Annotated in this window: 21 protein-coding genes; 15 read left to right on the forward strand and 6 right to left on the reverse strand. The window is 71.1% G+C overall.

Going from position 1 to position 25,443, the window contains the following annotated elements:
• Positions 1 to 123: 123 nt before the first annotated feature.
• The 3 genes from rpsO to GON04_RS03955 form a co-directional block, all read right to left on the reverse strand.
• A complete protein-coding gene (rpsO, locus tag GON04_RS03945) occupies positions 124 to 387 on the reverse strand; it encodes a 30S ribosomal protein S15 (RefSeq protein ID WP_157396668.1) in 264 nt (87 codons plus the stop codon).
• Between the two features lie 113 nt (positions 388 to 500).
• Positions 501 to 1,673 carry a pyridoxal phosphate-dependent aminotransferase gene (locus tag GON04_RS03950; protein ID WP_157396669.1) on the reverse strand — a complete coding sequence of 391 codons (1,173 nt, stop codon included), beginning with the start codon at positions 1,671 to 1,673 and terminating at the stop codon, positions 501 to 503.
• 20 nt (positions 1,674 to 1,693) lie between these two features.
• The gene (locus GON04_RS03955; protein ID WP_181653874.1) at positions 1,694 to 2,971 is read right to left on the reverse strand and encodes a branched-chain amino acid ABC transporter substrate-binding protein; all 1,278 of its coding nucleotides are present in this window, start codon (positions 2,969 to 2,971) and stop codon (positions 1,694 to 1,696) included.
• Positions 2,972 to 3,068: 97 nt separating this feature from the next.
• On the opposite strand from GON04_RS03955, the gene GON04_RS03960 reads away from it, so the two are divergent.
• On the forward strand, positions 3,069 to 3,452 hold the full coding sequence (locus GON04_RS03960) for an Hsp20/alpha crystallin family protein (protein ID WP_157396670.1): 384 nt from the start codon (positions 3,069 to 3,071) through the stop codon (positions 3,450 to 3,452).
• Between the two features lie 116 nt (positions 3,453 to 3,568).
• Here GON04_RS03960 and tsaD read toward each other — a convergent pair whose 3' ends face one another.
• Positions 3,569 to 4,597, reverse strand: coding sequence for a tRNA (adenosine(37)-N6)-threonylcarbamoyltransferase complex transferase subunit TsaD (tsaD, locus tag GON04_RS03965; RefSeq protein WP_157396671.1), 1,029 nt, complete (start codon positions 4,595 to 4,597; stop codon positions 3,569 to 3,571).
• 77 nt (positions 4,598 to 4,674) lie between these two features.
• On the opposite strand from tsaD, the gene GON04_RS03970 reads away from it, so the two are divergent.
• The 7 genes from GON04_RS03970 (at position 4,675) to GON04_RS04000 (ending at position 12,245) form a co-directional block, all read left to right on the forward strand.
• Entirely contained in the window at positions 4,675 to 5,898 is a 1,224-nt protein-coding gene (locus GON04_RS03970) for a nitrate regulatory protein (protein ID WP_157396672.1), read from the forward strand.
• A gap of 304 nt (positions 5,899 to 6,202) precedes the next feature.
• Complete coding sequence (locus GON04_RS03975) at positions 6,203 to 7,510, forward strand: CmpA/NrtA family ABC transporter substrate-binding protein (RefSeq protein ID WP_157396673.1); 1,308 nt, start codon at positions 6,203 to 6,205, stop codon at positions 7,508 to 7,510.
• 10 nt (positions 7,511 to 7,520) lie between these two features.
• Positions 7,521 to 8,384 (forward strand): nitrate ABC transporter permease, encoded by an 864-nt coding sequence (gene ntrB, locus GON04_RS03980; RefSeq protein ID WP_157396674.1) that lies wholly within the window; start codon positions 7,521 to 7,523, stop codon positions 8,382 to 8,384.
• A gap of 14 nt (positions 8,385 to 8,398) precedes the next feature.
• Positions 8,399 to 9,250, forward strand: a complete 852-nt coding sequence (locus tag GON04_RS03985) for an ABC transporter ATP-binding protein (protein ID WP_157396675.1) — start codon at positions 8,399 to 8,401, stop codon at positions 9,248 to 9,250.
• A gap of 51 nt (positions 9,251 to 9,301) precedes the next feature.
• Complete coding sequence (locus GON04_RS03990) at positions 9,302 to 11,407, forward strand: ATP-binding protein (RefSeq protein WP_157396676.1); 2,106 nt, start codon at positions 9,302 to 9,304, stop codon at positions 11,405 to 11,407.
• A gap of 2 nt (positions 11,408 to 11,409) precedes the next feature.
• Positions 11,410 to 11,781, forward strand: a complete 372-nt coding sequence (locus GON04_RS03995; protein ID WP_157396677.1) for a response regulator transcription factor — start codon at positions 11,410 to 11,412, stop codon at positions 11,779 to 11,781.
• Entirely contained in the window at positions 11,781 to 12,245 is a 465-nt protein-coding gene (locus GON04_RS04000; RefSeq protein ID WP_157396678.1) for a chemotaxis protein CheX, read from the forward strand. The genes GON04_RS03995 and GON04_RS04000 overlap by 1 nt, the downstream gene beginning before the upstream one ends.
• Before the next feature lie 23 nt (positions 12,246 to 12,268).
• Here the strand turns inward: GON04_RS04000 and GON04_RS04005 are convergent, their stop codons facing one another.
• Positions 12,269 to 13,537, reverse strand: a complete 1,269-nt coding sequence (locus tag GON04_RS04005; protein ID WP_181653875.1) for a type IV pili methyl-accepting chemotaxis transducer N-terminal domain-containing protein — start codon at positions 13,535 to 13,537, stop codon at positions 12,269 to 12,271.
• 205 nt (positions 13,538 to 13,742) lie between these two features.
• On the opposite strand from GON04_RS04005, the gene GON04_RS04010 reads away from it, so the two are divergent.
• Positions 13,743 to 15,029: an MFS transporter gene (locus GON04_RS04010; protein WP_157396680.1), complete on the forward strand. Its 1,287-nt coding sequence runs from the start codon at positions 13,743 to 13,745 to the stop codon at positions 15,027 to 15,029.
• A 2-nt stretch (positions 15,030 to 15,031) separates the two neighbouring features.
• Here the strand turns inward: GON04_RS04010 and GON04_RS04015 are convergent, their stop codons facing one another.
• On the reverse strand, positions 15,032 to 16,741 hold the full coding sequence (locus GON04_RS04015) for a bifunctional protein-serine/threonine kinase/phosphatase (protein ID WP_157396681.1): 1,710 nt from the start codon (positions 16,739 to 16,741) through the stop codon (positions 15,032 to 15,034).
• A gap of 65 nt (positions 16,742 to 16,806) precedes the next feature.
• Between GON04_RS04015 and nirB the strand changes: the two genes are divergently transcribed.
• Genes nirB through GON04_RS04045 form a run of 6 tightly spaced genes read left to right on the forward strand, consistent with a single transcriptional unit; the run spans position 16,807 to position 25,442 of the window.
• The gene (gene nirB / locus GON04_RS04020) at positions 16,807 to 19,254 is read left to right on the forward strand and encodes a nitrite reductase large subunit NirB (RefSeq protein ID WP_157396682.1); all 2,448 of its coding nucleotides are present in this window, start codon (positions 16,807 to 16,809) and stop codon (positions 19,252 to 19,254) included.
• 1 nt (position 19,255) lies between these two features.
• Positions 19,256 to 19,678 carry a nitrite reductase small subunit NirD gene (gene nirD, locus GON04_RS04025; protein ID WP_157396683.1) on the forward strand — a complete coding sequence of 141 codons (423 nt, stop codon included), beginning with the start codon at positions 19,256 to 19,258 and terminating at the stop codon, positions 19,676 to 19,678.
• A gap of 1 nt (position 19,679) precedes the next feature.
• On the forward strand, positions 19,680 to 22,448 hold the full coding sequence (locus GON04_RS04030; RefSeq protein WP_181653876.1) for a molybdopterin-dependent oxidoreductase: 2,769 nt from the start codon (positions 19,680 to 19,682) through the stop codon (positions 22,446 to 22,448).
• A gap of 35 nt (positions 22,449 to 22,483) precedes the next feature.
• Positions 22,484 to 23,389 carry a DNA-binding protein YbiB gene (gene ybiB, locus GON04_RS04035; protein ID WP_181653877.1) on the forward strand — a complete coding sequence of 302 codons (906 nt, stop codon included), beginning with the start codon at positions 22,484 to 22,486 and terminating at the stop codon, positions 23,387 to 23,389.
• Between the two features lie 20 nt (positions 23,390 to 23,409).
• A complete protein-coding gene (gene cobA, locus GON04_RS04040; RefSeq protein WP_157398338.1) occupies positions 23,410 to 24,183 on the forward strand; it encodes a uroporphyrinogen-III C-methyltransferase in 774 nt (257 codons plus the stop codon).
• Positions 24,184 to 24,212: 29 nt separating this feature from the next.
• Positions 24,213 to 25,442, forward strand: a complete 1,230-nt coding sequence (locus GON04_RS04045) for an aminoacetone oxidase family FAD-binding enzyme (protein ID WP_181653878.1) — start codon at positions 24,213 to 24,215, stop codon at positions 25,440 to 25,442.
• Position 25,443: the final 1 nt, after the last annotated feature.

Here is a 25,443-nt window from a genome sequence, read left to right on the forward strand (position 1 = left end):
AGCGGCCGGCAGGGCCGTTGGTGGAATGACACAGCGCGTATCCGGTCCGGGGTCTCCGATGTGCAAAGCGCCTGAGCCAGCTCGCTGCCGACCCAGGCGCCCTTGCGTTCTGTACGGCCCGGCTTACTTGCGCAGGCCGAGCTTGCCGATCAGCGCCGTGTAGCGCTCGGCGTCGTTGTCCTTCAGGTACGCCAGCAGGCTCTTGCGGCGGTTCACCATGCGCAGCAGGCCACGGCGGCCGTGGTGGTCCTTGGCATGGGTCTTGAAGTGGGGCGTCAGCTCGTTGATGCGGGCGGTCAGAAGAGCGACCTGCACTTCCGGGCTGCCGGTGTCATTGGTGCCGCGGGCATGCGCCGCGACGATCTCGGCCTTGTTGAGGGCGGACATCTTGGGGTTCCTTGAATCGGAGGATTGACTTGCGTTGGGGCTGGAACCGCCCCAACGTGCTTGCTCCGCAGCCAGCTGGCCGCAGAACCGTGGGATTGTACACGACCGGGCGATCAGGCCCGCCCGGCGCGGGGCTGCCGGTCGAGCCAGGCGGCCAGCCGGTCGACCCCCTGCTCCAGCCGCTGCGGGTCCCGCGAGGCGAAGCACCAGCGCAGCCAGCCCTGGGCCTCGGGGGCGAAGGCGTTGCCCGGCGCGATGCCCAGCCCCGCCTCGGCCACCAGCCGCTTGGCCAGGGCAAGCGAGTCGCCGAAGCCGGCCAGCTGGAAGAAGGCGTACATGCCGCCGTCCGGCAGGGCCAGCGACACGCCCGGCAGCGCCTGCAGCCGCGGGACCAGCACGTCGCGGCAGCCCCGCAGGTGGGCCACCACGCGCGGGGTCACCTCGTCGGTGCGCGTCACCGCGGCCAGCGCCCCGCGCTGGGTGAACACGCTGGCGCAGGAGGTGTTGAACTCGATCAGCTTGCCCATGGAATGCGTCATCGCGGTGGGCATGACCAGCCAGCCCAGCCGCCAGCCGGTCATGAGGAAGCTCTTGGAGAAGCTGTGGGCCACCACCAGCCGGTCGTCGGGCCCGGCGATGTCCAGGAAGCTGGGCGCGCAGCGGGCGCCCTCGGGGTAGTACAGCCGCTCGTACACCTCGTCGGCGAGGATCCAGGTTCCCGTGCGGCGGCAGTGGTCCAGGATGGCCTGCTGCTCGGCCCGCGTGAGCGTCCAGCCGGTGGGGTTGTTGGGCGCGTTGACGATCAGCAGCCGGGTGGCGGGCGTGACTGCATCCAGCAGCTTTTGCAGGTCGAGCGTCCAGGCGCCCTCGCGCGGCTGCAGCGACACCCGGCGCAGGTCGGCGCCCAGGATCAGCGGCTGCGCGGTGAGGTTGGGCCACACCGGCGTGACGGCCACGACCTGGTCGCCGGCGTCCACCAGCATCTGCACCGCCAGCATCAGGGCGTTGACGCCGCCCGAGGTGATGGCGATGCGCTCGGGCCCCACCGGCCCGTGCAGGGCCGAGGTGTACGCCGAGACCGCCTCGCGCAGCTCGGGCAGCCCCAGGTTGTGGGCGTAGAAGGTCTCGCCGTCGCGGATCGACGCGATGGCCGCCTCGCGGATGAAGTCGGGCGTGACCTCGTCGCTCTCGCCGAACCAGAAGGCCAGCACGTCGGCGCGTCCCATGCCGGCGTTGGCGACTTCACGGATCTTGGATTCTTCGAGGTTGAGGATGGCTTGGCGCATGGGGAATGCAGGATCGTGTTTCAGGTCGGCCGGACCATCCGGCAGGTGGTGGGCAGCTCCGCGTTCTGCGGCGCGATGACGCGCACGACGCGGAAGCCGTAGCCGGAGCCTTCGACGTCGAAGCGCACGCCCGGCGCCCCCACGCGGTCCATCTGGCCCACGACCAGGGCCTGCTGGAACTGGTGGTCGGCCGCGCGCATCGTCCCGGCCTGGCCGGCCAGCGTCACCTGGGCCTGCTCCAGCGCCCGGGCGACCGGCACGATGGCGGTGGAGCCGGCCTTCTCGATGGACTGGGCCAGCGCCTCGATCATCAGCTGCATGCGCATGTGCACGTAGTCGTCCTGCGGCCGCGGGAAGCGCTGGCGGAAGCTCTGGTAGAACGCCTCGCTGCGCGCCGTGGGCAGGTTGGGCAGCCAGTCGGCCACCGCGATCACGCGGCCCACGCCGGCCTCGCCCAGGGCCGCCGGCGCGCCCAGCGCATTGCCGTAGAAGGTGTAGAACTTGCCGTCGTAGCCGACCTCGCGCGCCGCCTTGACCAGCAGCGTGAGGTCGTTGCCCCAGTTGCCCGTGATCACCGCGCTGGCGCCGCTGGCCTTGATCTTGGCGGCGTAGGGCAGGAAGTCCTTCACCCGGCCCAGCGGGTGCAGTTCGTCGCCGACGATCTGCACGTCCGGCCGCTGCACGCCCAGCTGGCGGCGCGCCTCGCGCAGCACCGCCTGGCCGAAGCTGTAGTCCTGGCCGATGAGGTAGCAGCTGCGCACCGACTGGTCGTCGCGCAGCACCTGCACCAGCGCCGCCATGCGCATGTCGGCATGGGCATCGAAGCGGAAGTGCCAGAAGCTGCAGCGCTCGTTGGTGAGCACCGGGTCCACCGCCGAGTAGTTGAGGTACAGCACGCCACGCCGGGGATCGCGCTCGTTCTGCTTGGCGACCGCATCGACCAGCACCGCCGCCACCGCCGAGGAATTGCCCTGTAGCACGACCTGCGCGCCGTCATCGATGGCGGAGCGCAGCGCGGCCAGTGCCTCCTCGGGCTGGCCCTTGCTGTCGTAGCGCTCCAGCGCCAGCGGCCGGGCGCCGCCGGGCAGCTTGATGCCGCCACGCTGGTTGACGCGTTCCACTGCCCACAGCAGGTTGCGGTACACGGCCTCGCCGGTGTTGGCGAACGGGCCCGAGAGGGATTCGACCATGGCCAGCTTCACGGGCGCCGCGGGGGCCTGCGCGCGGGCGAAAGCGGGAGCAAGTAGCGTCGCGGCCAGCGATTTCAAGACCTGGCGGCGCGGGGTTGGCAGATGCATTTTTCTCTTGAAAACACGGCGCCCGGGCACACGTTGGATGCAGGCGGCGATCGATGGAATGAAAGCCGCGCAGTGTAAGGTTTCAAAGGAGTCCACCATGTTTCTCGCCCCCGTCGTTCGCACCCGTGCCACCGCCCCCGCCCTGCGTTCCTTCGACCGCAGCTTCGAGCGTTTCGTCAATGACGCCTTCTTCGGCAATGGCCCGTCGCAGGGCTTCGGCCTGACCCAGGACGACAAGGCCTGGACCGTCACCCTCGACCTGCCGGGCGTCGCCCGCGAAGACCTCGCGATCGACATCGACGGCGCGGTGGTCCGCATCCAGACCAAGGCCGACGCCAAGCGCCAGTACAAGGCCGCCTACGAGCTGCCCCAGGAGATCGACGTCGACGCCACCAGCGCGAAGCTCGAGAACGGCGTCCTGACGCTGAGCCTGGCCAAGAAGCAGCCGGTGAACACGTCGCGCCAGATCGAAGTCAAGTAATCCGGCAACCCGGGCGGACGCCCGGACGCAGAAGGCGCAGAAGAACCTCCCAAGGTTTCTTCTGCGCCTTTTTCCTTGTTCGGCGCCTTCTGCGGCCGGAAGTCCGCTGCCGCGTTCTAAAGCTCAGCCAAAGGCCACCGCGGCTTGACGTCGAAGGCGTACGAGCGGCTGGCCGTTGCCACGCCCGCGGCCAGGCGCATGGCCGCCGCCATGGCGATCATGGCGCCGTTGTCGGTGCACAGGGCCAGCTCGGGGTAGTGCACGCGCACGCCGTGCCGGGCGCAGGCCGCGTTGAGCTTCTCGCGCAGCAGGCGGTTGGCGCCGACGCCGCCGGCCACCACCAGCCGCTGCAGGCCGGTCTCGCGCAGGGCCGCCAGCGATTTCTTCAGCAGCACGTCGACGATGGCGGCCTCGGTCGAGGCGGCCAGGTCGGCCTTGCGCGGCTCCAGGCCATCGCCCAGCTTGCGCACCTGCGTCAGCACCGCGGTCTTCAATCCTGCGAAGGAGAAATCGAGGTCGCCGCTGTGCAGCAGCGGCCGCGGCAGCGCGAAGGCGGCCGGGTCGCCCTGCTGGGCCAGCCGCGACAGCGCCGGCCCGCCCGGATAGCCCAGGCCCAGCAGCTTGGCGCTCTTGTCGAAGGCCTCGCCGGCGGCGTCGTCGATGGTCTCGCCCAGCAGCTCGTACCGCCCCACCCCGTCGACCCGCATCAGCTGCGTGTGGCCGCCCGAGACCAGCAGGGCGACGAAGGGGAATTGCGGCGGATCGTCGCCCAGGAACGGCGACAGCAGGTGGCCCTCCAGGTGGTGCACGCCCAGCACCGGGCGGTCGAGGGCCGCGCCCAGCGCGCAGGCCACGCCGGCGCCGACCAGCAGCGCGCCCGCCAGGCCCGGGCCGCGGGTGAAGGCCACCGTCTCGACCTCGGCCAGCGTGCGCCCGGCCTCGCGCAGCACCTCGCGCGTGAGCGGCAGCACCCGCCGGATGTGGTCGCGGCTGGCCAGCTCGGGCACGACGCCGCCATAGGCCTGGTGCATCTGCACCTGGCTGTGCAGCGCATGACCGAGCAGTTTCGGAACACCCGGACCGCCGGCGTCCACGAGCGCCACGCCCGTCTCGTCACAGGAAGATTCGATCCCCAGCACCAGCATCGGTCGAGTGTAGCCAAGGCCCTCCGCGGCCCCGCCGCCGAGCTGGCGGCACGCTTGTTGCTGCAACGCCCGATCCCATGAGATCCGGATCCGACTTCCTGCTGGCCGCGCGCCAATGCGAGATCGCCGAACTCGAACAGCTCGGCCGCACCGCCGAGCTGGTCGGCGTCATCGCGCGCTTCATCCATGCACTGCAGCGCGAGCGCGGCATGTCCAGCATCTTCCTGAGCTCGCACGGCGCGCAGTTCGGCGAGCTGCGCGCGCACCAGGTCGCCGAGTGCCTGGCCAGCGAGGGCGAGGTGCGGGAGCGGTTCGAGCGCATGGCCACCGGCTCGGCCGACGACCGCAGCGGCTCGCGCCTGTTCAGCCGAGTGGCGGTGGTGCTCCATGGACTGGAGGGCCTGCCGCGCCTGCGCGAGCGGGTCGACGCCCAGGGCCTGGGCGCGGCGGAAGCCGCCGTGGCCTTCGGCCGGCTGATCTCCGGGCTGCTGGCGGTGGTGTTCGAGGCGGCCGACACCGCCACCGACCCCGAGGTCTCGCGCGCCCTGGTCGCCCTGTTCAATTTCATGCAGGGCAAGGAGTTCGCCGGCCAGGAGCGGGCACTGGGCGCGCGGGCGTTCGCCACCGGCGTGATCGACTCCGCCGGCCAGGAGCACTGGCGCCACCTGATCGAGTCGCAACAGGGCTGCTTCCAGGTGTTCGCCGACTTCTCCGACCCGCAGGTGCTGCGCGCCGAGCAGGCCGCCCGCGACTCCACGGTCCTGGCCGAGGTCGAACGCCTGCGGCGCATCGGCTGCACCGCGCGCCGGGAGCTCGAGGCCGGCCTGGCCAACCGGTGGTACGACTACTGCACCCGCCGCATCGATGCGATGCGCAGCGTGGAGGACCTGCTGGCGGTCAACCTGCGCGACCTGTGCCGCGAGCGCATCGCGCAGGCCCGGGCCGAACTGCAGGACCAGCGCGCCACGCTCGACGCGCTCTCCACCAGCACCGGCGCCGCACCGGGCGCGGCCGGCGCCGCACGGTTCGGCCCGTTGCTGGAGCGCTCGCTCTTCAACATGGTGCAGGAGCAGTCGCGCCGGCTGCAGGCCATGAGTGACGAACTCGATGCCGTGCGCGCCACCCTGAACGAACGCAAGCTGATCGAACGCGCCAAGGGCCTGCTGATGGCGCACCGCCAGATGAGCGAGGACGAGGCGTACAAGGCGCTGCGGCAGATGGCCATGAACCAGAACCGCCGCATCCTGGACGTGGCCAACGCGGTGCTGTCGCTGGCCGACGTGCTGCCGGGCGGTCGCTGAGCGGCACCCTGCTGCAGCGCACAAAAATCGTGCACGGGCGCCCGCGGACGGCGCGGCACCACCCCTTCGCGCCCGGCCGAATGCCCCGAAAGGGCCGCGCACAGCGCATCTCCACTGGCTGAGCAGGTTGGCACGGTCCGTGCAAGTGAGGTTGCAACGGATGCCAACGGCGGTATCCGCAACCGATTCCCGAATCCTGGACAACGGCGTCCATTTCCGATGTGCCCCCGACCAAGGGGCCCGTCGCGAGATGGGCGCCATTTTTTTTGTTTCGCCACTTCTTCGTCACTTCCTGGAGCACGCAATGCAGACCAAAGCGATTCCTTCCACGCGCCGCGCCGTCCTCAGGGGCGCAGCCGCCCTGGGTGCCGCCACCGTTGCCGGAGGCCTGTGGCCCCGCCACGTCCTGGCGCAGGGAACCGCCCTCGAGACGAAGGCCGCCAAGCTGGGCTTCATCGCGCTGACCGACGCCGCGCCGCTGTTCGTGGCCGACGAAAAGGGCCTCTTCAAGAAGCACGGCATGACCGAGGTCGAGGTCCTGAAGCAGTCGTCCTGGGGCACGACGCGCGACAACCTGGTGCTGGGCTCGAAGAGCAACGGCATCGACGGCGCGCACATCCTGACGCCCATGCCCTACCTGATCACCACGGGCGCCACCACGGCCAACAACGTGCAGGTGCCGATCAACATCCTGGCCCGCCTGAACCTGGGCGGCCAGTGCATCTCGGTGGCCAACGAATACAAGGACCTGAAGGTCGGCCTGGACAACAAGGATTTCGGCAAGGCGCTGCTGGCCAAGCGCGTGAAGTCGGGCAAGCCGGTCAACGCCGCCATGACCTTCCCCGGCGGCACCCACGACATGTGGATCCGCTACTGGATGGCCGCCGGCGGCGTCGACCCCAACCGCGACATCACCACCATCGTGGTGCCGCCCGCACAGATGGTGGCCAACATGAAGGTGGGCAGCATGGACACCTTCTGCGTCTGCGAGCCCTGGAACCGCCAGTTGATCAACCAGAAGATCGGCTACACGGCGCTGACCACCAGCGAGATGTGGATGAACCACCCGGAGAAGGCGTTCGCGATGCGCGCCGACTACGTGCAGGCCAATCCGAACGCCACCAAGGCCCTGCTCAAGGCCGTGATGGAAGCCCAGATGTGGTGCGAGGACCCGAAGAACCGCGCCGAGGTCGCCGAGATCTGCTCGCGCCGGCGCTGGATCAGCGCGCCCGTCGAGGACATCGTCGACCGGCTCAAGGGCGACTTCGACTACGGCACCGGCCGCATCGAAGCGAACAGCAAGTTCCAGATGCGCTACTGGAAGGACCAGGCCAGCTACCCGTTCCAGAGCCACGACCTGTGGTTCCTGACCGAGAACATCCGCTGGGGCTACCTGCCGCCCAGCATCGACACCAAGGCCCTCATCGCCAAGGTGAACCGCGAGGACATCTGGCGCACCGCGGCGGCCGAACTCGGGGTGGACAAGAAGGACATCCCCACCTCCACCTCGCGCGGGGTCGAGAAGTTCTTCGACGGCAAGGTGTTCGACCCGGCCAACCCGAAGAAGTACCTCGACAGCCTGGCGATCAAGAACATCAAGTCGGCGGCCTGAGGAGAACGCGATGAGCACCGACACCGTCGAAACGATCGGGCTGCCCGCAGCGGCAGCCGTGCCGGGCCGGCTGCGCGCCTGGGGCGCCCAGGCCGTCCAGGGCTTCATGACCCACGTGCTGCCGCCGCTGCTGATCCTCGGCGTGCTGCTGATCATCTGGCAGATGCTGGGGTCGCGGCCCGGCGCCTCCCTGCCGGCGCCCAGCAAGGTGGTGCAGGACACCTGGGAGCTGATCGCGCACCCGTTCTACGACCGCGGCGGCAACGACGTCGGCATCGCCTGGCAGCTGCTGGCCAGCCTCAAGCGCGTGGCCTACGGCTACTCGCTGGCGGTGGTGGTGGGCGTGAGCCTGGGCGTGCTGGTGGGGCAGTCGACCTGGGCCCTGCGCGGCCTGGACCCGCTGTTCCAGGTGCTGCGCACGGTGCCGCCGCTGGCCTGGCTGCCGATCTCGCTGGCCGGCTTCCGCGACGGCCATCCCAGCGCCATCTTCGTGATCTTCATCACCTCGATCTGGCCGATCATCATCAACACCTCGATCGGCATCCGCAACATCCCGGAGGACTACCGCAACGTCGCGAAGGTGATCCGCCTGAACGGCGTCGAGTACTTCGGCAAGATCATGCTGCCGGCGGCCGCGCCCTTCATCTTCTCGGGCCTGCGCATCGGGGTCGGCCTGTCCTGGCTGGCCATCATCGCCGCCGAGATGCTGATCGGCGGGGTGGGCATCGGCTTCTTCATCTGGGATGCCTGGAACTCCTCGCGCATCAGCGACATCATCCTGGCGCTCGTCTACGTGGGCCTGATCGGCTTCACCCTCGACCGCATCGTCGCCTTCATCGGCCGCAAGGTCACCCGCGGCACCTCAGCCAGCTGACAGGGAACCCCACCATGAGCAACGGCTACCTCTCCCTCTCGCAGGTCGACATGACCTTCACCGGCGCCAGCGGCATCAACCAGGTCCTGCGCAACATCAACCTCGACGTCGCCCGCGGCGAATACATCTCCCTCATCGGACACTCGGGCTGCGGCAAGTCCACGGTGCTGAACATCGTGGCCGGCCTGCTGCGGGCCAGCTCGGGCGGGGTCATCGTCGACAACCGCGAGGTCGACGCCCCGGGCCCGGACCGCGCGGTGGTGTTCCAGAACCACTCGCTGCTGCCCTGGCTGACGGTCTACCAGAACGTCGAGATCGCGGTCGAGAAGATCTTCGGGCGCACGCGCACCGCCGCCGAGCGCCGCGAGTGGGTGCTGCACAACCTGGCGATGGTGAACATGACGCACGCGCTCGACCGGCTGCCCTCCGAGATCTCCGGCGGCATGAAGCAGCGGGTGGGCATCGCGCGCGCCCTGTCGATGGAACCCAAGGTGCTGCTGCTGGACGAGCCGTTCGGCGCGCTCGACGCGCTGACCCGCGCCCACCTGCAGGACGAGGTGATCCGGATCCAGTCGGAGCTGGGCAACACCGTCCTGATGATCACCCACGACGTCGACGAGGCGGTGCTGATGTCCGACCGGGTGGTGATGATGACCAACGGCCCGTCGGCCACCATCGGCCAGATCCTGCCGGTGCCGCTGGAGCGGCCGCGCAACCGGATCGCGCTGGCCGAGGACAAGGTCTACAACCACTGCCGCCAGGAGATCCTGACCTTCCTGTACGAGAAGCAGCGCAAGGTCGAGACCATCCACGCCGGCCGCTCGATGAAGAGCCTGGCCAAGGCCGACGTGGCGCTGCGCGCCTGAGATGCGGCGGCCCGCCACGGGCCGCTCCTTCACAACAACCACCAGGAACCCATGGCAGCTGTCCTTCCCCTCGATCCCGGCGCGACGGCGCCGCGGCCCGCGCGCACCGGCACGCGCGCCTTCCAGTTCGGCAAGTACCGCGAGATCATCATCGCGGTCGCGTTCTTCCTGCTGTTCGACCTCGGCGTGCTGGTCCTGAACTTCTACACGTCGTTCAAGATCGACCAGGACACCGTCGCCATCAACCTGGCCGGCCGCCAGCGCTACGTCTCGCAGCGCATCGCGCGCACCCTGCTCGAGCTCGACGCCGCCCGTGCCGCCGGCCGCCCGATGAAGGCCGAGACGCTGGCCGAGCTGCGCGCCGGCGCAAAGATCTTCGACCTGTCGCACGAGGCCTTCAAGCACGGCGCCACCATCCCCGGCGGCGACGGCAAGCCGGTGTTCCTGGACGCCGTCACGTCCGAGCAGGGCCGTGCGCTGGAGGCCCGGGTCGACACGCTGTGGAAGCCCTATTTCCAGAAGCTGCAGCCCCTCCTGGCCGACGGCTTCGGCGACCAGCAGCTGGCCGACGCGCTGGCCTACAGCCAGGCCAGCAACATCGCGCTGCTGAATGTCGCCAACGAGTTCGTCACCGAGACGCAGCAGATCGGCGCCTCGCGGGCCAGCACGCTGCGCCTGGTGCAGACCGGCGGCATCGTGCTCGCGCTGCTGAACTTCGCCTTCATCCTGTTCAAGTTCCTGCGCCGCCTGCAGACGTCGGACGCCGCCATCGAATCGGCCAACGAGGAGAACCGCGAGATCCTGACCTCGGTGCGCGAGGGCCTGTTCCTGCTGACGCCCGACTTCCGCCTCGGCTCGCAGCTGTCGGCCTCGGCTCACGGCCTGTTCGGCCGCCAGCTGGCCGCCGGCGACAACTTCTTCACCGTGCTGCAGCCGCTGGTGACCGAGAAGGCGCTGTCCGACGCCCGCGACTACGTCGAGCTGCTGTTCTCGGCGCACGTCAAGGAAGCGCTGGTGCAGGACATCAACCCGCTGTCGGAGGTGGAGCTGCTCACGCACAACCGCCTGGGCCGCGAGTCGCGCCGCTACCTCTCGTTCCACTTCAACCGGGTGCAGGTCGGCGGCGCGGTGCGCCACCTGCTGGTGACCGTGCAGGACATCACCGCCCGCATCGAGCTGGAGCGCAAGCTGGGCGAGGAACGCCAGCGCTCGCAGAAGGAATTCGGGATGCTGCTCAAGGCCATCGACGCCGACCCGGCGCTGCTGCGCCAGTTCGTCGGGCACGCCGAGACCGGCCTGCTGGAAGTCAACGACCTGCTGCGCGGCACCTCCGGCACGCAGGGCGAGGCGGCCATCCTCAAGCGGCTGGACCAGGCTGCGCGTCGTGTCCACGCGATCAAGGGCGACGCCGCCACCCTGGGCCTGGACAGCATCGCCGCCCAGGCCCACCAGTTCGAGACCGAGCTGGCGCGCGTGCGCCAGACCGGCGGCGGCGACATCGGGGCCGCGCTGGTGGCGCTGCCCCTGCCGCTGGAGGAACTGCTCACCAAGATCGGCGCCCTCAAGGCCCTGACCGGCGTGCAGCGCGCGGCGGCCGAGCCGGCCGCGGCGGATGCCGGCAATGCCGCCCTGGTGCGGCTGGCGCAGGAGGTGGCGGCCGCCGGCGGCAAGAAGGTGGAGCCGACGGTGCGCATGGGTGCCGTCGCCGACCTGGAGCCCGAGGCTGCCGGCCTGGTGCGCGAGATCGCGGTGCAGCTGCTGCGCAACGCCCTCGCCCACGGCGTCGAGCCGCCGGCCGAGCGACGCGCCGCCGGCAAGCCCGAGGAGGGCAAGGTCGAGGTGCAGCTGGTGCGCGGCGAGGCCGACTGGTGCCTGTCGGTGCGTGACGACGGCGGCGGGCTGTCGGCCCCCCGGGTGCGCCAGCGCCTGCTGGACCTGCGCTGGTACACCCCCGCCCAGCTCGAGAACTTCGACGACCGCCAGATCGTCTCGCACATCTTCCGCCCCGGGTTCTCCACCGCGTCCGACGTGTCCCTGCACGCCGGCCGTGGGGTCGGCCTGGACCTCGTGCAGGCCAACGTGCAGAAGCTGGGCGCCCGCCTGACGCTCAGCTCCACGCCGGGCCGCCACACCGAATTCAAGATCCGGTTCGCCTGACCATGCGCCTTCTCATCGTCGACGACTCCAACATGATCCGTTCGCGCATCTCGCGCGTCGTGCAGCAGGGCGGCATCGCCGACCTGTCCCTGGTGGGCATGGCCCGCAACGGCGCCGAGGCGGTGCGCATCGCCCGCGCCAGCCAGCCCGACGTGGTGACCATGGACCTCACGATGCCCGAGATGGACGGCGTCGAGTGCATCGAGCACCTGCTGCGGCTGAACCCCAAGCTCAACATCCTGGTGGTCAGCGCGCTGTCCGACAAGAGCACCGCCATCGCGGCGCTCAAGAAGGGCGCACGCGGCTTCGTCGGCAAGCCGTTCTCGGACGACGAACTGAAGATGGCCCTCCTCGACGTCATGGAGGCCCGCTGATGGCCGACAACTCCCTGCACGAGGCCGAACTCAAGCTGTTCGTCGAATCGGTGCGGAACTACTTCAAGACGACCACGCACCAGGAGCCCCAGATCACCTCGGCCTACCTCGCCACCGGGGACGTCGAGGGCCACGACTTCAATGGCGTGGTCACCTTCTCCGGCAGCTACAAGGGCCACGTCACCGTCTCCATGCCGCCGCAGCTGCTGCGCGAGCTGCTGCTGCTGCAAAAGGAGAACGACCTGTCCGAGGGCAACCTGCTGGACGCGGTGGGCGAGATCGCCAACACCCTGGCCGGCAACGCGCGCCAGGGCCTGGGTGCGGGCCTGGACATCAGCGTGCCGGCCAAGCTGCGCGGCCATGCCGGCCTGCGGGCGCGGGTGCGCAAGCACCCCTGCGTGATCACGCTGCGCTGGAACCACCAGCCGGCGCTGGTGGTCGTCGACATGGAAAGGCGCGCCTAGCGGCCCGCCACACGGCCCGCCGGTCAGCCCATCAGGACCTGGATGCTGTGCTGGTAGGCCGTGGTCAGCCGCTCGAAGGTGTCCAGCAACTCCTCGCTGGTGGCGGCCAGGGCCGTGCGGCCGCCGGCCTGGCCGGCCCGCGGCACGGCCTGCAGCAGTGCCTGCCAGCCGGTGCGCCCGCGCTCCAGCAGCTGCGCGATCTCGCTGCCGGCGAGCGGCGCGGCCGCCAGCGCCGCCAGTCCGCCGTCCACCTCGTGCCGGGTCAGCTCCAGCCGCGGCCCCACGTCGGCGGCCAGGGCCGGCTGCGCGGCCAGCAGCGCCAGCTTGGCCATGCGCTGCGACAGCATGCGCTGCTTGCCGGCCATGTTGACGATGCCCACGGTACGCGCCAGCCCGGACGACTCGAGCGCCGACACCAGTGCCTCGGCCTGCTCGAGCACGGCCTCGGCGAGATCGTCCAGCTCGGCCAGCGCCGCGGTCTCGGGACGCCGCTCCAGCAGCGCGCGCATCGCGCCCCAGCCGGCCTGCGCCGCTTCCAGCAGGTCGCCGAAGGTCTCGGGCGACAGGGTCTGCTGCAGCCCCGCCAGGTTGGTCTCGACGCGGGCGATCGACTCGCGCACCAGGGCGTTGGCGGCGGCCGCCTCGGTGCCGGCGCAGGCCAGCGCATACAGCTTCACCAGCCGCTGCGACAGCATGCGCTGCTGGCCGGCCTGGTTGATGGCCTGCGCCAGCCGGGCGGCGTCGATCACCTGGCGCGACACCTGGCCCACCCGCTGGTTGCCTTGCATCGAGGCGCTGCGCAGCAGGGTGAAAGCCTCCTGCTCGGACACCCGGCTGGCACGCATCAGGATGCCCTTGGCCTGGTCGACCAGCTTGCGCTCCTCCAGCCGCTCGGACAGCTCGGCCACGCGCTCGCGGAGCGCGCCCTCGTGGGCCGCCCGGGCCACGGCCAGCTGCACCAGCGGCCGCAGGCGCCGGGCCGCATAGCCCTGCACCACCCAGGCATGCACACCGGCGTCGAGCGCGCGCTGCATCGGTTCGGCCGAGGCATCGTCGGTGAACACCAGCAGCGGCATCCGCTGCTGGCTCTGCAGGGTGGCGATGGCCTGCAGGAAAGCGTCGTCGGGCCGCGGCATCCAGCACAGCACCGCATCGGGCTGCAGGCGCAGGGCCTCGCGCACCAGGTTCGCGCATTCGCCCACGCCCGGCACGTCGAAGCCGGCGCGACGCGCGTCGTCGGCGAGCGGGGGCACGCCGGCATCGGCGGTGTGGAGCAGCAGCAGGGAGGTCACGCGGTCGGATTCCGGAGCGGGGGATGAGCATAGTGCAAGCGCCAGGCCTCCCGGCTGGCATGGACCCTGCTTGGGAAACGGCAACGGGTGTGCCGCTGCACCCGGACCGTGCACCGTACCGCCGGTCTTGCGCACATCGTCGTGTGCTGTCCTGTACTCCCCCTGGGCGTCGCGCCGACCGGCCGGCTCCGGGACCAGACACACCATGAACGAGCGCACTCCCTTCCTGCAGTCCGGCCACGCTCCCACGCTGTTCGCGGCCTTCCTCTACTTCGCGTTCTCCTGCGCGATCTGGGTGCTCAACGGCGCCATGGCGCCCTTCATCCGCGAGGCCTACCAGCTCAGCGCGTCCCAGCAGGGCCTGATGCTGTCGATTCCCATCATCGCCGGCGCCGTCATGCGCTTTCCGCTCGGCGTGCTGGCCCAGTACATCGGCCGCAAGAACGCCACGCTGGTCGAGATGGGCCTGGTCGGCGTGGCCATGCTGTTCGGGCTGTTCTTCGTCCACAACTTCGACGACCTGCTGGCCATGGGCGTGCTGCTGGGCATCGCGGGCGCCAGCTTCGGCGTGGCGCTGTCGCTGGGCGCCGGTTCCTTCCCGCCGCAGCACAAGGGGCTGGCGATGGGCCTGGTGGGCGCCGGCAACGTGGGCACCGCGGTCTCGGTGCTGGTGGCGCCGCCGCTGGCCCAGTGGCTGGGCTGGCAGGCCGTGTACGGCGTCGCGGCCTGCGCCATCCTGGTGCCGGCGGCCGTGATGGTGCTGCTGGCGCGCGAGCCGGACGACGTCGCCGCCCACGCCAGCCTGCGCGAGCACGTGGCCTGCCTGTTCGAGCGCGATGGCTGGGTGTTCAGCCTGATCTACTGCATCACCTTCGGCGGCTTCATCGGCCTGACCAGCTTCCTGCCCTCCTACTACTTCGAGCAGTTCGGCGTCAGCAAGGTGCAGGCGGGCCAGCTCACGATGCTGGCCGCCTTCATGGGCGCCACCCTGCGCGTCGTCGGGGGCTGGATCTCCGACCGCTGGGGCGGCCTGAACACGCTCACGCTGGTGCTGGCCGTGGTGGCCGGATCGCTGGTGCTGATCGGGCTGTCAGGCGGTTCCCTCGTCGCCACCACGCTGCTGCTGATGCTGTGCTTCGCGGCCCTGGGAGCGGGCAACGGCGCGCTGTTCCAGCTGGTGCCGCTGCGCTGGCCGGCAACCACCGCGGTGGCCGGTTCCATGATCGGCGAGATCGGCGCCCTCGGCGGCGGGCTGGTGCCCGGCTCGATGGGCCTGTGCCGCGAATACCTCGGCAGCTACGCCGGCGGCTTCTTCCTGCTGGCCGGCCTGGCGGTGGTGGTGCTGGTGGTGATGCGCATCATGCAGATCCGCTGGACCCGCACCTGGGCCGAGAAAGGCGGTCGTGCGCGCTCGCCAGCGCATGCGGCACCGGTCCGAGCGTCATCGGCAAAGGCCGCCGGCCGTGCCGGCGCCAAGAGGGCAGCACCGTGACCCTACCGCGGCAGGAACAGCAGCCAGACCAGCAGCAGCGCGTTGAGCGCCACGCTGGCCACCAGGGCGGCCTTCCAGACACCGGCGGGGTCGCGGGTGAAGTACGGCGTCGGGCCGGGCGCCGCGACCGGGCGCGAGGCGCCGCGCTCGAGCGCCAGCACCAGTTCCTCGGCGGTCTCGAAGCGCTGGCGCGGGTCGCGGGCGACCGCACGCAGCACCACGTGGTCGAGCCAGACGGGCACGTCCGGCCGCAGGCGGCTGGGCGGGCGCGGGTCGCGCCGATAGCGCGCCCGCTGGTAGGGCTCGATCTCGCCGTACGGGAGGTGGCCCGTGAGCCACTGGTACAGCGTCACGCCCAGGGCGAAGAGGTCGCCCTGCGCGGTCGCGGGGCCGGCGCCCTCCTCCCACTGCTCGGGGTTCATGTAGCTGGGCGTGCCGGCGTGCAGGTCGCGCCGGGCCTCGGACTCGAAGCCGGACACGGCCACGCCCAGGTCCAGCACGCGCCAGTGGCCGTCGTCGCCGCGGTGCAGGTTGCCGGGCTTGATGTCCCGGTGCACCACGTCCTGGCGGTGCAGCCGGCCCAGGGCCCGCGCCACCTCGATCGTGCTGCGCACCACCTCCTCCACGGTGAACGGCTGGCGGCGCGACAGGGCCTGCTCCAGGGTCTGCCCGCCGTGCCAGTCGAAGACCGCGTAGAAGGCGCTGGGCTCGCGCGGCTGGCGCACCCGCACGAAACCGCTGCGGCCGGCGCCGACCTGCTCGGCCAGCCGCAGGCCCAGCCAGATCTCGTGGGCCAGCATGGCGCGCTCCTCGGGGTCGCCGGCCCGCGCCTCGTGCAGCACCTTCAGGGTGACCAGTTCGCGCGTGCCGGCCTCGCGCGCCTGGTACAGCCGGTGGACGCCGGTGTCGGCCACCAGGGCCGTGACGGTGTAGGCATCCAGCGTGTCGCCCACCTTCAGGCGCGCCGGCGCGGGCAGGTGGCCGGCGACCAGCACGTCCTCCAGGCGCACGGCCGCCAGGTCCTGCACCCGGATCACCAGGGCGCTGGCGTTGTCGCGGCTGCCGGCGCGCAGGGCGGCCTCGACCAGCACCTCGCTGGTGGCCTGGGCCCCGCCCGCGGCCCGTTGCAGCTCGCGCGCCAGCGCACCGCCCAGCGGCCGGTGCACGCCGTCGCTGGTCAGCACGAACACGTCGCCGCGCTGCAGCTCGCCCTGCAGGTAGTCGACCCGCACGTGGTCCTCCAGGCCGAGCGCGCGCGTGAGGCGGCTGGCCATGTCGGGATGGTCGAACACGTGGTCGGTGGTCAGCTGGGTGCAGCGGCCCTCGCGCAGCAGCCAGGCGCGCGTGTCGCCCACGTGCGCCAGCGTCCAGCTCTGGCCGCGCAGCACCAGCGCCGTGAGCGTCGTCATGGCGCCGGCCCCGCGGCGCCGGTTGGTCGCGGCCAACCAGGCGTTCTGGGCCCCGATCAGGCGGTCGAGCGCCGCGCTGGTCTCCCAGGTCGCGGGCGTGCCGAACCAGTCCTGCAGCAGCGCCATCACGCTGGTCTGTGCCGCCTCGCGGCCGCCGCCCCCGGCCGACACGCCGTCGGCGATGGCGGCGATGAGGCCGCGCGCGGCCTCGTGCGGCTGCGGCCGCAACGCGGCGGCGAAGTCCTCGTTGTGCTCGCGCCCGCCGCGTGCGCTGTGCCAGCCGATGTCCACCTGCAGAGCCATGGGGCGATCGTAGCCTTGCCCGTGGCCCCACACCCCTTCCTTCCCATCCCGCCAGGAGTCCAGGCATGAAGAAGATGAAACTCGTGATGATCGGCAACGGCATGGCCGGCGTACGCACCATCGAGGAGCTCCTCAAGATCGCGCCCGAGCTGTACGACATCACCGTGTTCGGCGCCGAGCCGCACCCGAACTACAACCGCATCCTGCTGTCGCCGGTGCTGGCCGGCGAGCAGACGCTCGACGAGATCGTGCTGAACTCCTGGGAGTGGTACGAGCAGAACCGGATCCGGCTCCACGCCGGCCGCAAGGTGGTGGAGATCGACCGCGTCCGGCGCGTGGTGCGGGCCGACGACGGCACCGAGGAGCCCTACGACCGCCTGCTGCTGTGCACCGGCTCCAACCCCTTCATCCTGCCGGTGCCCGGCAAGGACCTGCAGGGCGTGATCGCCTACCGCGACATCGCCGACACCAACACCATGATCGAGGCGGCCACGAAGTACCGCAAGGCGGTGGTCATCGGCGGCGGCCTGCTGGGCCTGGAGGCGGCCAACGGGCTGATGAAGCGCGGCATGGACGTGAGCGTGGTGCACGTGATGCCCTGGCTGATGGAGCGCCAGCTCGACGACGTGGCCGGCAAGCTGCTGCAGAAGTCGCTCGAGGAGCGCGGCCTGAAGTTCCTGATCGGCGCCCAGACCCAGGAGCTGGTGGGCGGCGACGACGGCCGCGTGACGGGCATCCGCTTCAAGGACGGCACCCAGGTCGACGCCGACCTGGTGGTGATGGCGGTGGGCATCCGCCCCAACACCGAGCTGGCCGAGAAGGCGCGCCTGCACTGCAACCGCGGCATCGTGGTGAACGACACCATGCAGACGGTCACGGATGCCCGGATCTACTCGGTGGGCGAATGCGCGGCCCACCGCGGCATCGCCTACGGCCTGGTGGCGCCGCTGTTCGAGCAGGCCAAGGTCGCGGCCAACCACCTGGCGCAGTTCGGCATCGGCCGCTACACCGGCTCGCTCACCTCCACCAAGCTGAAGGTGACCGGCATCGACCTGTTCTCCGCCGGCGAGTTCATGGGCGGCGAAGGCACCGAGCAGATCGTCATGAGCGACCCGTTCGGCGGCGTCTACAAGAAGCTGGTGATCAAGGACGACAAGCTGGTGGGCGCCTGCCTGTACGGCGACACGGTGGACGGCAGCTACTACTTCAAGCTGCTGCGCGAGGGCCGCAAGATCGGCGACATCCGCGACCGGCTGATGTTCGGCGAGTCGAACCTGGGCGACGCCGGCCACCAGGGCCAGAACCGGGCGGCCGCCATGGCCGACGCCGACGAGGTGTGCGGCTGCAACGGCGTCAGCAAGGGCGCGATCTGCAAGGCCATCAAGGAAAAGGGCCTGTTCACGCTGGACGACGTGCGCAAGCACACCAAGGCCAGCGCCTCGTGCGGCTCGTGCACCGGGCTGGTCGAGCAGATCATCATGTTCACCGCCGGCGGCGACTACTCGGCCGCGCCGAAGAAGAAGGCGGTGTGCGGCTGCACCGACCACGGCCACCAGGCGGTGCGCGACGCGATCCGCGCCAACCGGCTGCTCACCATCCCCGACACCATGCGCTTCCTGGAGTGGCGCACGCCCAACGGCTGCGCGACCTGCCGGCCGGCCCTCAACTACTACCTGATCTCCACCTGGCCCAAGGAGGCCCGGGACGACCCGCAGTCGCGCTACATCAACGAGCGCAGCCACGCCAACATCCAGAAGGACGGCACCTATTCGGTGATCCCGCGCATGTGGGGCGGCGAGACCACCGCGGACGAACTGCGCCGCATCGCCGACGTGGTCGACAAGTACAGGATTCCGACCGTCAAGGTCACCGGCGGCCAGCGCATCGACCTGCTGGGCGTGAAGAAGGAGGACCTGTCCAACGTCTGGAAGGACATCGGCATGCCGTCCGGCCATGCCTATGCCAAGGCGCTGCGCACGGTCAAGACCTGCGTGGGCAGCGAGTGGTGCCGCTTCGGCACCCAGGACTCGACCCAGATGGGCAAGGACCTGGAGCGCGCCCTGTGGCGCATGTACGCGCCGCACAAGGTCAAGCTGGCCGTCTCGGGCTGCCCGCGCAACTGCGCCGAGTCGGGCATCAAGGACGTCGGCGTGATCGGCGTCGATTCCGGCTGGGAGCTGTACGTGGGCGGCAACGGCGGGATCAAGACCGAAGCCGGCCAGTTCTTCTGCAAGGTCAGGACCAGCGCCGAGGTGCTGGAGTACAGCGGCGCCTTCCTGCAGCTGTACCGCGAGGAAGGCTGGTACCTGGAGCGCACGGTGCACTACCTGCAGCGCGTCGGGCTGGACCACGTGAAGGCCAGGATCCTGGACGACCATGAGGGCCGCCAGGCGCTGTGGGAGCGCCTGCAGTTCAGCCTGGACGGCGAACCCGATCCCTGGTTCGAGCAGCGCGAGGCCCTGGTGGACACCCGCCAGTTCAGCAAGCTGGATGCCGCGGCGCAGGAGGCCTGAGATGAGCGACTGGACCGTGATCTGCCGGGTGGACGACATCCCGGTGCTGGGGGCGCGGCGGGTGGCCCGGCCGCGCGGCGTCGACGTGGCCGTGTTCCGCAATGGCGAGGACCAGGTCTTCGCCCTGCTCGACCGCTGCCCGCACAAGGGCGGGCCGCTCTCGCAGGGCATCGTGTTCGGCACCAGCGTGGCCTGCCCGCTGCACAACCAGACCATCGGCCTGGACGACGGTTGCGCCAAGGCGCCCGACGAGGGCTGCACGCCCACCTTCGCCTGCCGCGTCGAGGACGGCAACGTGCTGCTCGACGCCGGGGAACTGGCCACCCGGGCACTTGACCTCGCAGCGCCGCGGGCCGGCCCGACCGCCTCGCGCGGGGCGGTCGGCGACGCGACCTTCGAGGTCCAGGCGCCGCACGGGGAGTGACGTGACGGAAACGAAATCCACCTGTCCTTACTGCGGCGTCGGCTGTGGAGTGGTCATCGAGTCGCAGGCCGGCCAGGTCACTGGCGTGCGCGGCGATCCCGACCACCCGGCCAACTTCGGGCGGCTGTGCACCAAGGGCTCGACGCTGCACCTGACGGCCTCGCCGGCCATCACGCGCCAGGCCCGCCTGCTGCAGCCGATGCAGCGTGGCCAGCGCGGCGAGGCGCCGCAGCCGGTGTCCTGGGACGCCGCACTCGACCACGCGGCCGACACGATCGCCGGCATCGTCGCCCGGCACGGCCCCGACGCGGTGGGCTTCTACGTCTCCGGCCAGCTGCTGACGGAGGACTACTACGTCTTCAACAAGCTGGCCAAGGGCCTGCTGGGCACCAACAACATCGACACCAACTCGCGCCTGTGCATGAGCAGCGCGGTGGCCGGCTACAAGCTCACGCTCGGGGCCGACGCGCCGCCGGCCTGCTACGAGGACGTCGACCATGCCGGCTGCCTGTTCATCGCCGGCAGCAACGCGGCCTGGGCGCACCCGGTGCTGTACCGCCGCATCGAGGAAGCCCGGGCGCGCCGTCCGCAGATGAAGGTGATCGTGGTCGACCCGCGCCGCACCGACACCGCCGAGCTCGCCGACCTGGTGCTGCCGCTGCAGCCGGGCACCGACGTGATGCTGTTCAATGGCCTGCTGCACATCATGCTGTGGGAAGGCTGGACCGATGCCGGCTGGATCGAACGGCACACCACCGGTTTCGATGCCCTCAAGGGCACGGTGCGCGACTGCACGCCCGACCTGGTGGCGCAGGTGTGCGGCCTGCGCAAGGAAGACCTGCTGACGGCGGCGCGCTGGTTCGCGACCTCGGACGCCACGCTCAGCCTGTACTGCCAGGGACTGAACCAGAGCAGCAGCGGCACCGCCAAGAACGCCGCGCTGATCAACCTGCACCTGGCCACGGGCCAGATCGGCAAGCCCGGCGCGGGCCCGTTCTCCCTCACCGGCCAGCCCAACGCCATGGGCGGGCGCGAGGTGGGCGGGCTGGCCAACCTGCTGTCGGCGCACCGCGACCTGGCCAACCCGCAGCACCGCGCCGAAGTGGCGGCGCTGTGGGGCGTGCCGGCGGTGCCCGACAAGCCCGGCCGCACGGCGGTGGAGATGTTCCAGGCCGCCGCCGACGGCGAGATCCGGGCCCTGTGGATCGCGTGCACCAATCCCGCGCAATCCATGCCCGACCAGGCGACGGTGCGCCGCGCCCTGGAGCGCGCCGAGTTCGTCGTGGTGCAGGAGGCCTTCGCCACCACCTCGACCTGCGCCTTCGCCGACCTGCTGCTGCCCGCCACCACCTGGGGCGAGAAGGACGGCACGGTGACCAACAGCGAACGCCGCATCAGCCGCGTGCGCCCCGCCCTGCCGGCCGCCGGCGCGGCGCGGCACGACTGGCGCATCGGCGTCGACTTCGCGCACCGGCTGGAGGCGCGGATGGGCCGTACGGCCACGCTGTTCCCGTACGAGACGCCGGAGTCGGTGTGGAACGAGCACCGCGAGTCGACCCGTGGCCGCGACCTCGACATCACCGGGCTGAGCTACGCCCTGCTGGAGGCGGCGCCGCGCCAGTGGCCGTTCGCCGACGGTGCCACCGCCGGCCGGGCGCGCCTGTACGAGGACGGCCGGTTCGCCACCGCCGACGGCAAGGCCCGCTTCGTCGACACCGTCTACAAGCCGCTGGCCGAGCCGCGCGAGTCGCGCTACCCGTTCTCGCTGACCACCGGACGGCTGCGCGACCAGTGGCACGGCATGAGCCGCACCGGCACGCTGGGACGCCTGTTCGGCCATGTGCCCGAGCCGGTCGTGCAGATGCACCCGCAGGACATGGCGCGCCGCCAGCTGCGCGACGGCGACCTGGTGTACGTCACCTCCAAGCGCGGTTCCATCGTGGTGCCGGCGCAGGCGGACACCGGCCTCGGCCTGAGCCAGGCGTTCATCGCCATGCACTGGGGCGAGGAATATTTGTCCGGCTGCTCCAGCACCGGCACCCCGCTGGCCGGCATCAACGCATTGACCACCTCGGCCTACTGCCCGCAGTCCAAGCAGCCCGAGCTCAAGCACGCGGCGGTGAAGATCCTGAAGGCCGAGCTGCCCTGGTCGCTGCTGGCCATGGCCTGGCTGCCGGAGGACGGTGCGCTGCGGGCCCGCGAGGAACTCAAGGGCCTGATGGCGCTGTTCCCCTTCGCCTCCTGCGTGCCGTTCGGCCGCGAGCGCAGCGGCGTGCTGTTCCGGGCCGCCGCGCACGACGCACCGCCCGCGACCGTGCTGGACCGGATCGAGGTGGCGCTCGGGCTCGATGGCCTGCAGGGCCTGCGCTACAACGACCCCAAGCACGGCCAGCGCCGCGTGGCCCAGCTGGTGCGCAACGGCGCCGAGGCGCGGCTGGACGGCATCCTGCTGGCCGGCGACACCCGGGCCGAAGCCTGGATCCGCACCCTGCTGCAGGACGAGCTGCCGGCGCAGGCCTACGGCCGCCTGCTGCTGGCCCCCAGCGCCAAGGCGCCGGTGGCGGTGCAGGCCGCGTCGCGCCAGGTCTGCACCTGCTTCAACGTGCGGGAGGACCAGATCCGGCAGGCCCTGCAGCAGTGCAATGGCGACGAGGACGAGCGCCTGGCCGGCCTGCAGGACCAGCTGCGGTGCGGCACCAATTGCGGTTCCTGCGTGCCCGAGCTGCGCCGCATGGTCCGGGCCGCGGCGCCGGCCGGCATATCGGTCTAACCGGAGGTCATGAGGGCTCTGGGACAATCGACCGCGTGGGCATCAGCCAGTACATCAAGGAAATCGGCCGCGGCAAGCAGGGCGCGCGTCCGCTCGACCGCGCCCAGGCGGCCGACCTGTTCGGCCAGCTGCTCGATGGCACGGTCAGCGACCTCGAGGTCGGCGCGTTCTGCCTGGCCATGCGCATCAAGGGCGAGACGCCGCAGGAGATGGCCGGCTTCCTGGACGCCACCCACGCCCGCCTGCACCGCGTGCCGGCGGCCGGGCGCGCCGTGGTCGTCCTGCCCAGCTACAACGGGGCGCGCCGGCTGCCGGTGCTCACGCCCCTGCTCGCGCTGCTGCTGGCCCGCCAGGGCCTGCCGGTGCTGATCCACGGCGCCGCGACCGAGACCAGCCGCATCGCCGTCGCCGACGTGCTGGAGCCGCTGGGCATCCAGGCGCGCGAGACCGTGGGCCCCATCGCGCCCGGCGAAGCCGCGTACCTGCCCACGCACCTGCTGCACCCCGGGCTGAAGCGACTGCTCGACGTACGCCGGGTCGTCGGCCTGCGCAACTCGTCGCACAGCCTGGTCAAGCTGATGAATCCTTGCGACGGGCCCGCCGTGGTGGTGGGCAGCTACACCCATCCGGAATACGCCGTGTCGATGGCCGCGGTCTACGAGCTGATGGGCACCACCGCCCTGCTGCTGCGCGGCACCGAGGGCGAGGTGGTGGCCGACGCGCGCCGCCTGCCGCAGATGGACGGCTTCGTGCGCGGCCGGCGCGTGCCGCTCGAGGAAGGCCGGCGCGGCACGCTGACCGACCTGCCCGGGTGGCCGCAGGGCACCGATCCCGCTGCCACCGCCGCGTACATCGGCGACGTGCTCGACGGCCGCCAGCCGGTGCCGGCCTCGCTGCAGCTGCAGGTGGAACATATCTTGCGACTGGCAGCCCAGGCCTGACAGGAGACACGACCATGGCGATGACGACGACACAGGGCAAGGTGACGCTGGTGGGTGCCGGTCCCGGCGACCCGGAGCTGCTGACGCTCAAGGCCATGAAGGCCATCCAGGCCGCCTCCGTGGTGCTCGTCGACGACCTCGTCGGCCCGGAGATCGTCGCGCTGGCCCGGCCGGGCGCGCGCATCGTCCACGTGGGCAAGCGCGGCGGCTGCAAGAGCACGCCGCAGGCCTTCATCGAACGCCTGATGGTCATGGCCGCGCGCGAGGGCGAGACCGTGGTGCGCCTGAAGGGCGGCGACCCGTTCATCTTCGGCCGCGGCGGCGAGGAGGTGGAGCACCTGCGCGCCGCCGGTGTCCACGTCGAGGTGGTCAACGGCATCACCTCGGGCCTGGCCGCCGTCACCGCGCTGGGCGTGGCACTCACCCACCGCGACCACGCCCAGGGTGTGGTGTTCGTCACCGGCCACGCCCAGCGCGGCGGCGACGCCCCGGACTGGCGTGCGCTGGCACAGGCCGCGCACCAGGCCCGCCTCACGCTGGTGATCTACATGGGCGTCAGCGGCGCATCCGGCATCCAGGAGCAGCTGCTCACCGGCCTGCCCGCGAACACGCCGGCGGCCATCGTCCAGCGCGCCACGCTGCCCGGGCAGCGCCACGCCGTCACCACGCTGGGCGAGCTGGCCGCCACCATCGAGCGCGAGGACCTGGCCAGCCCGTCGGTCATCGTGGTGGGCGACGTCCTGCGCGGCATCGCCGCGGTGGCCGACACCACCAGCCACGTCCGCGCGGCCTGAGCCCCGCGCCCGGCGGCGACAATCGCCGCGTGAGCGACTCTCCTAGCGTCTACGACGCCATCGTCATCGGCGCCGGCGCGGCCGGCCTGTTCTGCGCCGGCGTCGCCGGCCAGCTGGGCGTCAAGGTCCTGCTGGTCGACCACGCCCCCAAGGTCGGCGAGAAGATCCGCATCTCGGGCGGCGGCCGCTGCAACTTCACCAACCGCGAGCTCGACCCGCGCGCGCCGCACCGGCACTTCCTGGGTGGCAACCCGCAGTTCTGCCGCTCGGCGCTCTCGCGCTACACGGCCGGCGATTTCATCGACCTGGTGCGGCGGCACGGCATCGCCTTCCACGAGAAGCACAAGGGCCAGCTGTTCGGCGACCGCAGCTCGGAGGATTTCATCCGCCTGCTGCTGGCCGAGTGCGGCGCCGGCGGGGTCGAGCACTGGCAGCCGTGCCGGGTCGAGGCCGTGCGCCGCGAGGGCGAGCGCTACGCGGTGGACACCGACCGCGGCACCGTCCACACCCCGCGCGTGGTGGTGGCCACCGGCGGCCTGTCCATCCCGCAGATCGGCGCCAGCGATTTCGGCCACCGGCTGGCGCGCCAGTTCGGGCTCGACCTGGTAGAGCCGCGTCCGGCGCTGGTGCCGCTCACCTTCGGCGGCGAGGCCTGGCAGCCGTACGCGCAACTCGCCGGCCTGGCCTTGCCGGTGCGCATCGCCACCGGCGAGAAGAAGGCGGCGATGGCATTCGACGAGGACCTGCTCTTCACCCACCGCGGCCTGTCGGGTCCCGCGGTGCTGCAGATCTCCAGCTACTGGACGCCCGGCACGCCGATCCGCGTCGACCTGGCGCCCGGCAGCGACGTCGCGCAGCTGCTCGCGCAGGCCAAGCTGCGCTCGCGCAAGCTGCTGGCCAACGAACTGGCGGCCATCGTCCCCGCGCGCCTGGCCGACGCCTGGACGCAGCAGGACCCGGGCTGGCAGCGCCCGGTGAACGAGGCCGCCGACAAGGCGCTGGGCGCGCTGGCGCAGGGCCTGGCGCGCTGGGAGCTGCTGCCCACCGGGACCGAGGGCTATCGCAAGGCCGAGGTCACCGCCGGCGGCATCGACACGCGCATGCTGTCGCAGCAGACCATGGAGTCGCGCCAGAGCGGCCTGTACTTCATCGGCGAGGTGGTCGACGTCACCGGCTGGCTGGGGGGCTACAACTTCCAGTGGGCCTGGGCCAGCGGCTGGGCCTGCGGGCAGGCACTGGCGGCGGCCCGCGCCGCCTGAA

The organism is Ramlibacter pinisoli (genome assembly GCF_009758015.1).
GTDB classification, from domain to species: domain Bacteria; phylum Pseudomonadota; class Gammaproteobacteria; order Burkholderiales; family Burkholderiaceae_C; genus Ramlibacter; species Ramlibacter pinisoli.